General features: G+C 38.4%; 12 protein-coding genes and 1 pseudogene. 2 read left to right on the top strand and 11 right to left on the bottom strand.

Annotated elements, in window-relative coordinates; all coding sequences use genetic code 11:
- Positions 1–104 precede the first annotated feature (104 nt).
- The gene (locus tag BO225_RS12875; protein ID WP_269843900.1) at positions 105–236 is read right to left on the bottom strand and encodes a hypothetical protein; all 132 of its coding nucleotides are present in this window, start codon (positions 234–236) and stop codon (positions 105–107) included.
- A gap of 373 nt (positions 237–609) precedes the next feature.
- Between BO225_RS12875 and BO225_RS13095 the strand changes: the two are divergent.
- Positions 610–858 (top strand): annotated as a pseudogene (locus BO225_RS13095) (transposase); the annotation flags it as partial.
- Positions 859–1,009: 151 nt separating this feature from the next.
- Here the strand turns inward: BO225_RS13095 and BO225_RS07845 are convergent.
- The 6 genes from BO225_RS07845 to BO225_RS07820 all read right to left on the bottom strand — a co-directional run bounded on the left by BO225_RS07845 (position 1,010) and on the right by BO225_RS07820 (position 9,722).
- Positions 1,010–1,339, bottom strand: a complete 330-nt coding sequence (locus BO225_RS07845) for a type II toxin-antitoxin system RelE family toxin (RefSeq protein ID WP_076341693.1) — start codon at positions 1,337–1,339, stop codon at positions 1,010–1,012.
- The gene (locus tag BO225_RS07840; RefSeq protein WP_076341692.1) at positions 1,336–1,659 is read right to left on the bottom strand and encodes a type II toxin-antitoxin system Phd/YefM family antitoxin; all 324 of its coding nucleotides are present in this window, start codon (positions 1,657–1,659) and stop codon (positions 1,336–1,338) included. The genes BO225_RS07845 and BO225_RS07840 overlap by 4 nt, the downstream gene beginning before the upstream one ends.
- Positions 1,660–2,618: 959 nt before the next feature.
- Positions 2,619–4,274: an ATP-binding protein gene (locus BO225_RS07835; RefSeq protein WP_076341691.1), complete on the bottom strand. Its 1,656-nt coding sequence runs from the start codon at positions 4,272–4,274 to the stop codon at positions 2,619–2,621.
- 112 nt (positions 4,275–4,386) lie between these two features.
- Positions 4,387–6,630: a S8 family peptidase gene (locus BO225_RS07830; RefSeq protein ID WP_076341690.1), complete on the bottom strand. Its 2,244-nt coding sequence runs from the start codon at positions 6,628–6,630 to the stop codon at positions 4,387–4,389.
- Positions 6,627–7,664, bottom strand: coding sequence for an ATP-binding protein (locus tag BO225_RS07825; protein WP_076341689.1), 1,038 nt, complete (start codon positions 7,662–7,664; stop codon positions 6,627–6,629). Before BO225_RS07825 ends, BO225_RS07830 begins: the two co-directional genes overlap by 4 nt.
- A gap of 276 nt (positions 7,665–7,940) precedes the next feature.
- Complete coding sequence (locus tag BO225_RS07820; RefSeq protein ID WP_076341688.1) at positions 7,941–9,722, bottom strand: oleate hydratase; 1,782 nt, start codon at positions 9,720–9,722, stop codon at positions 7,941–7,943.
- 141 nt (positions 9,723–9,863) lie between these two features.
- Between BO225_RS07820 and BO225_RS07815 the strand changes: the two genes are divergently transcribed.
- Positions 9,864–10,340, top strand: coding sequence for an LURP-one-related/scramblase family protein (locus BO225_RS07815; protein WP_076341687.1), 477 nt, complete (start codon positions 9,864–9,866; stop codon positions 10,338–10,340).
- Between the two features lie 40 nt (positions 10,341–10,380).
- Here BO225_RS07815 and BO225_RS07810 read toward each other — a convergent pair whose 3' ends face one another.
- From BO225_RS07810 to BO225_RS07795, 4 genes are read right to left on the bottom strand one after another with little or no spacing between them, the layout of a single operon-like run.
- On the bottom strand, positions 10,381–10,770 hold the full coding sequence (locus BO225_RS07810) for an HIRAN domain-containing protein (protein ID WP_076341686.1): 390 nt from the start codon (positions 10,768–10,770) through the stop codon (positions 10,381–10,383).
- Complete coding sequence (locus BO225_RS07805; RefSeq protein ID WP_076341685.1) at positions 10,755–11,510, bottom strand: J domain-containing protein; 756 nt, start codon at positions 11,508–11,510, stop codon at positions 10,755–10,757. Before BO225_RS07805 ends, BO225_RS07810 begins: the two co-directional genes overlap by 16 nt.
- A gap of 1 nt (position 11,511) precedes the next feature.
- Complete coding sequence (locus tag BO225_RS07800; RefSeq protein WP_076341684.1) at positions 11,512–12,141, bottom strand: hypothetical protein; 630 nt, start codon at positions 12,139–12,141, stop codon at positions 11,512–11,514.
- A 3-nt stretch (positions 12,142–12,144) separates the two neighbouring features.
- Positions 12,145–12,711 carry a rhomboid family intramembrane serine protease gene (locus BO225_RS07795; protein WP_158023815.1) on the bottom strand — a complete coding sequence of 189 codons (567 nt, stop codon included), beginning with the start codon at positions 12,709–12,711 and terminating at the stop codon, positions 12,145–12,147.
- Positions 12,712–12,738: the final 27 nt, after the last annotated feature.

Here is a 12,738-nt window from a genome sequence, read left to right as displayed (position 1 = left end):
TTTTTGGAAAAGGAATCTCGGTAAATACAAGATCTTCATTATGAGCAGTGGTATTCGTTTCCATAGGGTAGCCACCTCCTGTGGTTACTCTACTTTAACTTTCATCAGGCTGCTACCCGCTGTTTTAATTCCCGCTTACCTTGATCTTTCACATCCTCTAATGTAAAAGTCGAATAAATATAATTCGAAAATTTTTCTTTGATCGAATCGATGATCGCAATCGTATTTTTCTTCATAACCTTTTTCTTTTCTTCCTTAACGTTCTAATACTATCATCATAATAGAATATTTCTTGGATGTCATTATGATTTATAGTAAACATCACAAAAAGAGTGGTTAGGAAATAACAAAAAAAGCCAAACTTCCGCTTGGCTTTAGATTCGGGTATCCATATTAGATTTATTTTAAGAGGTTTTTTCATATCTGCTGATTATTCTTATCTTTTCGGTCATTTCAGCCTCCCCGACAATGATTCTTTTATATTGTCGAAGAATAATATCTCGCTTTCAATGACACGTTTTTTATCCAACAACAGAGGAAGCCTCTAGAACACCCGAAGCCCTGATCCAAAAATACAAATAATCCGATCAGCAGGTCTTCGTCGAATTCGCACAGTTCTTGAAAGCCCACAAAAAAGAAATCGCACTTTCTTTTACAGTAGCCGAAGTTTCAAGAAAAGGATCAAAGGATCTTGAAACCTACTATGCACGGCTCTCGAACGGCCCTATGGAATCATTCAACAGAAAACCCAAAGACTACAAAAAGAATGCTAGAGGAACTTCCAATTTCGATTATATACGCAATCTCATTCTTTGGGCAGAGAGAAAAGATCCTTCAGTATCTTTCAAACAAAATTGAGCATTTTTATCTCATCGAATTTGTACATTTTTAACTTGATATCTACATTCGATCATCAAACCCCGAAATATTTTAAGTCCCCCCTGAATTATTTGGTTACCCTTTATAAACGCTATTTTCAATCTTTATTACCAGTTATAATAGTTTGCCACTATAATTTATGCTTTTTAATTCTTTTGCCAGCAACTTCATAAACTTCATTATCTTCCCTAACTCCGATAATGATGATTAACATTTCTGATTCTGTCTTAATAGGTTGATAAACCACACGAATACCTGCAGAGCGAAGTTTGATCTTCAAAAAACCAGAAAGTTTATTGGCTCGTTTATTGCCCAGAGGTTTACCATAGCCTCCTTCTCGAGAAGAAAGCGGATTCTGTTTTACTTTTTGAATTGCTTTAACGACAAGCTTCTGCTGACTCTTGTCAAGAGAAAACAAATCATCTTGTGCTTCAGGTAAAAACTTTACATTCCAGCTCAATCTAGTTCTACCTCATCAAAACATTCTAGATCATTGAGATCAATTCCAAGATTCTTGTAAACATCTTCAGCAGGAATAGTAGCCGATAAATCTGTATTGTGCATCCTTTGTGTCGCAAGAAGTTCTAATCTCATATCATTCAACTCATCCATTAAAGAAACATATTCTTTTGGAGATAAAAGAACACATTCAGGTTCATTATTTTTTAGAACAACCAACGATCCGCGTTTTTTTACATCCGAGAAGACTTGACCAGCACGACCACGATTAAATATAGAAATAGAAACCGTTTTATTAATTATGTTCGATAGATCATTCATAAAATAACTCCTTTTATTACAGATAAGTATACCAAAAACCTTATTTTATCTAAACTATTATTCCCAAATTTATCAGCTAATCTACTGATATAAATTCATTTCATATAAGATTTTATATACCAAACGTAATATACTTATTTAAAATCTGTTCATAAACATTATCTCCAATATGAAAATAACCCAAAATATTTCGAGAATCCCCCCTTAGTTATTTGGTTACCCAAATAAAAAGCGGAATCTCACTACCTGTGAGTCTAGTATTATTACTGTGTCGCTTAAACCTCTGAAAACTAAAGGAGTAAAACATTATAAAAAGCATAACTTGATCTCTATAATAAGGAGAAATGAAAAATGGAAAAGTAATATGACAAAGAATTTAAGGAACAAACATTCTGGCATTTACCTTATAACTTAAAAAGCTATACTAATCACAAATATTAATTCATCAAATCCTCCACCAGCTAGAAACCTAATGGCACTATAAATACGTCTATTCGATCATGAAAGAAGCAAAGAAAGCTATATTCAAATATACAGAAGAATTCTATAATAGGATTCGTATCCATTTCATTACGGATACGAATCCTCGATGGAATATGAGAACAACTACAAGATATTGAAAACGTTGCGTTCAGATAAAACTAGGAAGCGGCTTTGACGATGAGGATCCCTAAGATAAGCTAGGAGCTTTTCAAACCGCAGCAAAAGCTGGGAGTCTGAAAATCAACAAAAAATGGATTCTTAGAGATGAGGACCCGTAGTCAATGGAAAGCGAAACAAAATCTTCCAATTTGTAAAAAATAGAAATTTAGATTGTATTTTAGCTTGACATACCATCAATTTTAGAAATTCATAGTTGATTGTTCTCCGGTTTGTTTTCATCAATAGCCTTAGTTAGCCTTATTTGAAATAACATAACATTTTAAGCGATAATATTGATCGATTCTATCTTCATTTTTCTATTCGTCATTTTCTTCTTCGCCCATTTTACCAAAAATCTCTTCTTCTAGTTTTTTATAAATATCCATATCAGGTGTAATCAATGGACTAAGAGTATCACGAATAAAGCTATCCGCGCTGTTTCCGCATTTTGTAAGAGCAAGTCGCTTTTTTAACGAATTATAAATATCTCCACTAGCTGATTTATAATCATCTAAAGCATTTCCTCTATCTATAGAAGCGACAAGGGCACAATTCTTTTCTCGAATACATTCGCTATATTCTTCGCTTTTTCCAACTGAATCACATAATTTCTTGATTACAGTATCATCAAGCAAATAGGATTCGAGATTTCGCTCTTTCAAGACCCTAATCCCCTTTTTTTTGAGATCAATAATTTCTTGATCACTGCGATTATCTCGATCTACGATTTTAATGACTCGAGTATTTTTAAGAAGTGTACTAATTATTTCTCCATGCGTGTTCTCAATCTTTTCTATATCATTACAAGAACCGCCAGAGATAAAAAATGCATCCGGATGAGTATTGGCAAAAATAGTCGAATAAATCGTCTTGTCAAAATTCTTTCGTTTTTTTCCATTTGAATCTCCTTCACAAAAAATGATTGTTCGAGGCAACATTAACTTCGCAAAATCGCCGAAAGCAAGTTCGTAAAACTTTTCCAATACTGCTTTCCCAATTTTTGTTGGATAAATTACTTGATCTGTGTCAAAATCTCGTTCACCAAAGTCCAAAAAAACAACAGTACCTGGATTTTTTTTCTCAATTTCTTCTGCTTCTTGTAGCATTCCAATTGAATGAGTCGAAATCCAGAGCTGTGAATTTCCTGGAATAAGAAAATACAGTTCTCGTAGAACGTTTCCCTGTAATTTGGTATGCAAATGAGTCTCTGGTTCATCAATACAGTAAATAGCATCTGGATAATACTCCGATTGAACAACCATGTCTAAAATTAAATCGAAGACTGATTTTTCCCCAGCAGAAAGGTTGCAATAGTTAAAATTTTTTGTACTTCCTTTTGTGAAATAGAAGTTACCATTTTTAAGAGGCTCACCGAGAGATGAAAACTCCAAATCCTCAAATACGTGTTCAATAGCAACACAAATTTTTCCAGTTAATTCTTCACGTAAAGTAGCAACAGATTTTGAATCATTTTCAACATTATATACACTCGAGATAGTAGTGGCTACTAATCTTTGATAGTTTGCAGAAACCGTTTGATCATTTTGGTTAAGTGTTTTTAATCGTATTGATTCAGTAGGATCTGGTTGTCTTTGCATAGAACTTATTTGAAAATCAGGTTCATTTCTATATGCACTCCGAAAATAAAAATGGCCTTTTATATCGCTACTGTTGCCAATAGTTTTGGGAGGGGTTATATCATGAAAGTCAATATCCACTAGTTTTGATGCACGTTTAAACCATTGATCATGGTTGAGCTCCTCCTCATTACCTATTTTACTGAGATAATGATAATCTCCAATATCATAATATCCAGTATACTTATAATAATGATTTAGTGCCTCCATAAAAGATGTTTTTCCAGAGCCATTAGGTCCCACTAAAATTATCATTTTAGCCGTCTCAGGTATTTTTTCAACAATTAAATGCGTAAATCGTTTAAAATTAATCAATTCTATCTTTTTTATCTTCATAAGTCGTCTTTTTACTCCTTCTTATAATCTTTTCAATATATAGTATTGCTTTGAAAGCATATCCTGAACAACTATATACCGATTCTCAGATCTTCACTGAGCTTCTTTTCCATTAATCCCATTCGATTTCTTCTTCCGCAACATTGTAAATCGCTGTTCTGTTTTCAATATTGATTTCATTCACGATCCATCCATGAGCAATGCACCGGTTGATAAAATCTGTATAGCGGTTTTCATCATGTATTTCTTTGAGAGTAATGACCAATCCAAAATCAATATCTTCTCCATATTTTTCATCCTGTCTTTCTTTTTCATTGATTTTAATGCCCCAGAACCCTTTCTCAGTCATCGCTTTCACATCTTTTGATCTTTCATTGACTTTTTCCTCAAGATGCTTCACATTATCCCATTTCCGAAACGTTTTTCGGGCCGTCTTCTCATAACACACATGAATCCCATCATCTCCTTGATGATTGGCATCGATTGATTTAATTTGAAAACTGCCTTTTTTATCCTCATACACTCTTCCAAAATGGACATCAAGTTCTGTACAAGAATAATCAACGCCACTATATCTGTCGCATTTTGGAAAATAGGTCATCGTAACTTTTGCTTTAAATGGATGCTTTCCATCAATCAAATTTACTGGAAGACGATGTGTATAGATTTCAGTATTTCTCATTTTTCCACTCATTACGAATCGAATTTCATTATCTTTTGATTGAAGTACATCATCAATAGAGACTGGAACAACTCCATAACCTACATCAAATTTCTGCTGGTTGCCCCAACCGGCAGCACTATCGATCAGCAATGCTTTGGCCACTTCGCGAGAAATACCCATTTTATCAATCAGATAAGAAGCTTTTCGGGCAATCCAAGGAGCAGCATAACTCGTACCCCTCGTTTGCGTAATATCTCCAGAAGCAGTCACAACCTGAATGGGCTCTTCAACTGTTCCTCCATAATAAGAAACATCAGGTTTTATAAAAAAAGAAAGCACAGGACCTTTACGCGCATAAGAAGGCACCTCTTTTTTTAAAGACACCGAGTTGACTACGATCGAATTAAGAGAATCTGCTGGACTGCCAATACGATAAGATTCATTCCCAATTTTTTCTGGTTTATTCGTTCCTGCAACGATAATCAAAATATCATATTTAAACTGCAATTCATCAAGCAAAGCCCCTTGAACAGACATATAATTTCGAGAGACTTCAAATTCTGAACCTAGCGAAATATTCCAAACTTTAATATCAAGATTATCTTCTATAATGTCACGAATCTGTTTCAAAGCCGTCGAATTATTTAATTTTCCACTTGCTCCTATACCGAAATGACGAACGCGAAAACGACCACAATGATCATCTAAATGAGGATTTAAACTTGGCCCATCCACGATAATGGAACTCACCCGCGTCCCATGTTCGTAATCGTTATCCTCTAATTCAATCTCATCAGAAGTCACGCGTTTATAATCGACCCATTTATCTAAATAAGTGGAGCCCTTTTTAAAATGCATATCAATGACTCCAATAACAGGTTCATCCTTTGGATCAGGTATTTCTTTTAGCTCATAGAGCGGTTTCGAAATCTGAAACTGGATTGGACAAACTTCATTTAGATCTTGCAAGCCCATAGAAACAAGATAAGGAACTTCTTGTAAAATGACAGACATATCATGCTTTGAAAACACGTAAGTCTGTTCGTCGATCTTTTCAATATTCAAGGGATCAATATGCAGTTTTTCAAATAAGCAATCAAGATTGGTTGATGTTTTATAAAACGAAATCATATGATTCCCATTTTCATTGATAGATTCTTTTTCTATAGAAAAAGTTTCAATTTCCTTTAAGTCCACTAAGCCTTGCACAACTTCCGAATAACTGTAAACATTCTGTTTAAAAAAAGGTTTTAACTCACGAACCTTTTTTTCGGTAGCAGTATCTTCAAATCGAGTAGCTGTTATATTTTCCAAAAATTTCAAAAGCTGAATCGTATCAGTTAATTGTTCGATCGAAATATAATAGGTAATAATATGAGCCTTACCAATATTATTTTCATCAAACCCATCATATTTTGCTCCACATATAAATTTAGAACTTGGCTTCGATTTTGTACCTAGGATACGATTGACCCGACTTGATTTAGGGATCACTCGTTTATAGTGGATACTTACCAACGCACCATCAAGATATTTTTCCGATTCCCAGAATTGTTTGATCTCTTCAAGTTGATTTCTAAACTTTCGAATCGTATCCACTTCTATTTTCAGCCCTTTCAACTGTGGGACAGGCCGGTTCTTTTTAGGTTTGCTTGAATTCATCTCTCCTCGTAATTCAAAAACATTGTTCATTGTCCCCTCCTTAATTCACGATTGATCGTGCTCCTCGATATTTGGAGCAATACTTCTGATTCCCGAATAGTGAAACCTTGTTCTTTTAAGGCTTGAGCATCCGGAATAGAATGTTCAGTAATTAAACTATATAAACGAACTAGGTAATCTGATTCATCCTGAGGATCGCTGAAAGCAATCGCTGTACGAATAATATTCTTTAATTCAGCAGGCGTCTCAGGAAGATTCAAATCCAATATTTTTTTGAATAAACGCAGATTCTTTGTGGTAATCTTTGCCTGAGCTAAATAACGATTTAATAATTTTTCAGCAAGCTCAATTCGATCTTGCTTGGTGTACTGATCAAACGATACAACTTTATCAAATCTTCTTACTAAGGCTTTGTCCAGTTGTTTCAGTAAGTTAGTCGTACCGATAATTGTGGCACGATAATCAAGTTGATCAAACTGTTTTAAAATCGTCGATGTAACCCGACTCATTTCTCGGACATCCTGTTGATCCATTCGATTCGAAACGAAAGAATCTATTTCATCAATTAAAACAATAGATGGTTCAATCTTTACTAATTGATTAATTTCTTTAAAAAGTTTAGATATATTTTTTGAAGTTTGTCCCAATTTGCTGTCAATCAAAGTTTCGACACTTACGCTATAAACCGGACGATTTAATATCCTTCCCAGTTGCTTGCTTGCCTCCGTTTTACCAGTACCAGGTTTTCCTTCAAACAGAAATTTATTGACCCCCATATTTCGATTTGCCGCATTTGCGATTCCCATAATTTCATTCATAATCAGCTCTGGAAGCAACAATGGTTCCCCATTTCCCTCGACTTGATTTAAAAACTCATACTTTCGACTGGTTTCCATCGGTATCCAAGTCTGTGAACTCGAAAGAAACGTCATAATATATTGTGCTAATTCCTGATTACCTGTTTGGCTAAATTCCTTAGCAATAGAATAAGCTTCGGATCTAAAAGCCTTTTCATTGTTTTCAAAATGATATTTTATTAAATTCAGCACTGATTTCTTTTTCATTGCCCCACTCACTCCTCTTTAATCATATAATACTCCTATCTGAGACATAAATCTACTTTTTGGGACAAAATTATAATTTAAACAATGGTTCTATTTATTTTCTAAGAATTGGACAAATTATAATGACATATCCTGAACATATAAAATTATATCCGCATAAATGAGAGAGAAATAATTCAACTAAGTTTACAATTAAAAGGATGATTGACTCTAAGGCAATATATAAAAAACCAGCCATCTCTGACTGGTTCGTGATTATATGCTTTATTTTAACTGCTATTGAATGACCTTATGCTCCTTCATGAGTTTCTCGATCTCTGTGCCTTTGATCGCTTTTAGAGCTTCCTTCAACTCAAAACGCTTGATCAAACCTAGATCCATATCTGTGATCGGCTTGCCATCCCGAAGTTGAACGGTCGCGTTCATTAAATCTCGAACATCGTATACGCTGCCCCAGACTTCCGGAACGCCACGCTCGATATCTAGCAGAGTATACACAGCCTCCATGCCCGTACGGATCGAATACTCCGTTGTAAAGACAGTGTCTCTAGGCGTTTCGGCAAAGTTTCCAATAAACGCGAAGTTTTTCGAACCCTTCGGAACGACATTTGGACGATCGCCATCTTTTCTTGGCTGGAAGTAGGCGCTCGCAAAAGGCATCATGACAGGCACTGTATTGGCGCTCTTTTCCGCCATTTCCTCGATCTGATCTTCAGGAACCCCTAAATGATACAGCCATTCTTCACAAATTTCTTTACCTGTGCACTCCCGCATCGACTTTTTCACAAAGTTGCCAGGACGATCGGAAAACATGCCATACAACCAAACGAGCACTTGCCCTTTTGGCTGGTCGCGATATTGCGGCTGACGATTGATCGTCCACGAAAGAAGCCAATTCGAATCCGGAACCGAAACGATCCCGCCTGTCACGACATGTCCAGTCAAAGGCGCGCGCTTCGTGATCTTTTCAATATACGGAATGATCTTGTCATCCAACGTATTCACAGTCGCCGACACCCAGTTCGAATCTTCCGGATCCATGCAGAACTTATCCGGATTTCCAAACTTGTCAGAGTGCACCGCGATCTTTCGCCACAAATCAAACGAACCACCCTCGTGGATCTCTCCATCCATGCCAGGCGCCTTGTCCTGCGCTCCATACGTCGAATTCTCCACATTCGAACCGTTCGTATAGAATACGAGATCGTTTTCCGTTAAATTGATGATCTCGTCATCCTTACCTTCCGGTTTGATCGTCAAAGACGTAGCCTGGATCGAATCATCATTGATATCAAAATCCACATCCCGCACATCTGTGTTGTAGTGGAACTGCACACCATGATCTTCCAAATACTTCACCATCGGAAGCACCATCGACTCGTTCTGGTTGTACTTCGTAAAACGAAGCGCCGTAAAATCAGGAAGACCGCCAATATGATGAATATATCTCTGCATATAACGCTTCATCTCCAAAGCCGACTGGTCGTCCTTGAACGCGAACATCGTCCTCCAATACAGCCAGAAATTCGAATTGAACACTTCATCGTCAAACACATCCGTGATCTTGACATCATACAAGTCTTCATCCGGCATCATGAACAACTTCGCGATCTCCAAAGCCCCCTTGTCCGACAAACCAAACTTCTTATCCGTATGCGCATCTTTTCCCCGATCGATCGTCGCCCGACACAACGAAAAATTCGGATCATCCTTATTCAACCAATAATACTCATCCAAAATAGAATGGTTCTCATCCTCGATCGAAGGAATCGAACGAAACAAATCCCACATGCACTCGAAATGATTATCCATTTCCCGGCCACCCCGCATGACATAACCAACATCCGGCAGCTGATCGCCATCCAAAGCGCCACCCGCATGATCACTCTTTTCATAAATATGAATATTCTCTCCAGGCATCTGCCCATCCCTAACTAGAAAACAAGCAGCCGCTAAAGAAGCAAGCCCGCTCCCGATCAAATGCGCCGATTTCTTCTCCACATCTTTTGGCTTTCTCGGATGCGCGAACGCCTCATAATTACCACTTGAATAATACATACAAAATACCTCCAAGATCTTTGATCTTTAAATCCATCATACCCAAACTAAAAAATGACTACTAGTCAAATGCCTTAAAAAAGAAAGAAAAAAGAACGAAAAACAAACCCACCAAAAACACATTGTGATATAGTGATATCCATGAAACACACACTCTATATCGCCCAAAAACCATTCAAGCTCTTTGGCCAATACACCATCCAAAACGAAGAAGGAAACCTTCTCTACACAGTCCAAGGAAAAGCAGGAATCGCCAGAAATCAAACGATCTATGATCAAAACGAACAAAACGTCGGCCAGATCATCCAAAAACTGCGATTCGGCCTTCCTCGCTTCGAACTCAAACTCTACGACAAACCCGTCGGCACGATCCAACAAAAACTCAGCCTCAAAACCAAGCTCGACCTCGATTATTACGGATGGAGCGTTCAAGGCGATCTGCTCGGATGGAACTATGAAATCTATGATCAAACCAACACCCTCTTAGCCAAGATCCAACCCGAACATTGGCATCTTAGCGACCATTACGCCATCCACTATGAACAAAAACAAGACGAGCTTCCTTTACTTTTGCTCGCACTAGCCATTGACTGCATCAAAGACGCCGCCCAACACTAAAAAAAAGAAGGAAACAAAACCAAAACCGTTTCCTTCTTTTTTAAAAATCCATCATAAAAATCTTGAACTCGACCTTCCAGTATCCGCCCTTTTTCTCGACCGACTCCACTTTTCCCTTCAAAAGCTTGCCACCATCCATCAAACGCGCCAAAATCAAATTATCCTTCTTCGGCACATAGCCAAGCTTACAATGATCACGATCCAGCACCAAAATCGCCATCGCGTCATATTCATTCTCTTCCCTGCAAAGGAAAAGCGCGTCCTTTCTCTTTAACGATTCAAACACCCGAGCATCTTTTACATGCGAAGTGCCCGCGACAAACGTATCCAATAAAAAGATCTCCTTGATTAAAGGATCGAACAAATTCGAAATAGACCCCGGCAAGATCAAGCTTGGCGGAAAGTCTTTCAAACTCAATTCAAACGACATCCAAACGAACCTATTAGTTTCTCTTTCTCCTTCTGCAGCGAACGAAGATACACCTCAAAATCGGACCGTTCTCTTTCATACTGCTCTTTATACGCATCGATCCATTCCTCATCGAACACGAGCTCTCTCATCTGGTATAAATCCTCTTCTTTTAATAGCGCGATCTCTTCTCGCACCGCTTCGATCTTATCCTCCAGATCTTCGATCTCGACTTCTTCATGCCCCTTTGTTTTAAAAACGATCAACACATTCAATTCCCGCAACCAAGCAAGATCATTGTTTCGATATGCCTCTTGAAGCTGATGCCACAACTCCTTCTGCTCCTTGGTTTGGTGTGGATTGAGATCAGGATGCACGAGCTTGACAAGCCGCCGATAAAGCCTCTTGACTTCCTTGACTTCTTCTTGACTCAACATCTTCTTGTTTTTGAGTTGCGCTTGCTCTTCCTTCATCCTCTCGTATTGCGCTTTCATCCCTTCCAGCGCCTGGTTGACAAAATCATCCATCTCTTCAAGATCATACGATTCGTTCCGGTTTTTCTTGCGAACCAAATATTCCATTTCCTTCTTGATCTTGGCGATCTCGATCTCGACCTTCAACATCTCGAGCCTTAGATCGCCAAACAATTCAATAAATCGCTGTTGAACTTGAAAATTCGTTTTCACGATCTTCTCCTTCTCTAAAAGAAGACGGACGTACCTCTTATAGAGATCCTCCTGCTTTCTAATTTTATGTTCCATATTATTGAACCACCTCCGGATAGCCTAGATTCTTCAACAACTGAAGCATCGGCTCCATTTGTTCAGACAAAGAATCCTCCATATAGATCGTCGAAGGCACGCTCAAATCGATCGCGTTGACAAAATTCAAATTCGCCCGATTGTTGCGCACCACAGCCACCGACAAATCTCCATTCGCTCCATGCTCCATGATCTCCATATTGTTTTGCTTGGAAGCAGCGATATTGGCATCAAATGTCTTTTGCGCCAACTCGCTCGAAACACAATCCGTCACGAACACTTTCACATTCCCGTTTTGAACGGTCGCGTCAAAAGCCGTCTCCACATTCCCATTCGCCAAAGGAACGACTTGCTTATCCACGATCGTATAGCCCGCATTCACGAACGTTCCATACACTTTTTCACCATACGTATTATTCGCTTGAACAGAAGAAGGTTGCGTCTCTTGTTTTGGTTGTTCTGTTTGTTGTACTTCTTGTTTCTCTTGTGCTTCTTGTTGTCTGTTCTCTTCTTGTTGGGCCGGTTCTTCTTCAATGATCGTCACACAGCCGCTCATCGCCAAAAAGCAAGCGGACACAAGACATAAAAGAGGCCGTTTCCGTTTTTTCTTATTCTTATTATTGCCTTCCATATCCTATCTCCTTTTCCCGTTTTCCAAGAAAAAGCCAAACGCCGCCCCAGCGATTCCACCGATCACATGCGCCATTTGCGAAATATTGTCCGAAGAAATCACGCCCGCCACGATCTCCTGTCCAAGATAGAGCGCGACGACCAAGATCATCGTCAGCGGAACTTCCCCTCGTTTAAAAGAAGTCATACTACAAAGAATGATGAAAGCGAACACCACGCCACTACACCCGATCAAGCCATTGTTCGTCACCGCCATATTCGCCCAAGCCGTCAACACCGCCGTAAAAACGATAATGATCAGCGTGTTCTTCGCTCCATACTTTTCTTCCACCACCGGACCGACCAGCAAAAGAAGCATCATATTGCTCATAAAATGCTCCAACGAAGCATGTCCTAGCACATATGTGAACATACTCAGCCATGTGTGCACGCTCGATAAAGGTCCTCGATGCGTCACGAACCAATCCGAAAGAAAAGCATGCCCATAGACAAGTGACAAAAGAAACACAGCCGAACAAAGAAGCGCGAACGTTAAAATAACGGGCGCGTTGTATTTTAAACGAAATTTCATACGATCACCTGCCTCCATTCTAGCACG

Source organism: Dubosiella newyorkensis (assembly GCF_001945605.1).
Classification (GTDB): Bacteria; Bacillota_I; Bacilli_A; order Erysipelotrichales; family Erysipelotrichaceae; genus Dubosiella; species Dubosiella newyorkensis.
Note: the sequence above shows the minus strand (reverse complement) of the source record. Positions and strands in the feature narration are given on the sequence as shown.

Coding starts and splice junctions, on each gene's coding strand:
- BO225_RS12875 (WP_269843900.1), bottom strand. CDS start 236: ATGAAGAAAAATACGATTGCGATCATCGATTCGATCAAAGAAAAATTT.
- BO225_RS07800 (WP_076341684.1), bottom strand. CDS start 12,141: ATGGAAGGCAATAATAAGAATAAGAAAAAACGGAAACGGCCTCTTTTA.
- BO225_RS07840 (WP_076341692.1), bottom strand. CDS start 1,659: ATGAATGATCTATCGAACATAATTAATAAAACGGTTTCTATTTCTATA.
- BO225_RS07835 (WP_076341691.1), bottom strand. CDS start 4,274: ATGAAGATAAAAAAGATAGAATTGATTAATTTTAAACGATTTACGCAT.
- BO225_RS07795 (WP_158023815.1), bottom strand. CDS start 12,711: ATGAAATTTCGTTTAAAATACAACGCGCCCGTTATTTTAACGTTCGCG.
- BO225_RS07820 (WP_076341688.1), bottom strand. CDS start 9,722: ATGTATTATTCAAGTGGTAATTATGAGGCGTTCGCGCATCCGAGAAAG.
- BO225_RS07810 (WP_076341686.1), bottom strand. CDS start 10,770: ATGTCGTTTGAATTGAGTTTGAAAGACTTTCCGCCAAGCTTGATCTTG.
- BO225_RS07830 (WP_076341690.1), bottom strand. CDS start 6,630: ATGAACAATGTTTTTGAATTACGAGGAGAGATGAATTCAAGCAAACCT.
- BO225_RS07825 (WP_076341689.1), bottom strand. CDS start 7,664: ATGAAAAAGAAATCAGTGCTGAATTTAATAAAATATCATTTTGAAAAC.
- BO225_RS07815 (WP_076341687.1), top strand. CDS start 9,864: ATGAAACACACACTCTATATCGCCCAAAAACCATTCAAGCTCTTTGGC.
- BO225_RS07805 (WP_076341685.1), bottom strand. CDS start 11,510: ATGGAACATAAAATTAGAAAGCAGGAGGATCTCTATAAGAGGTACGTC.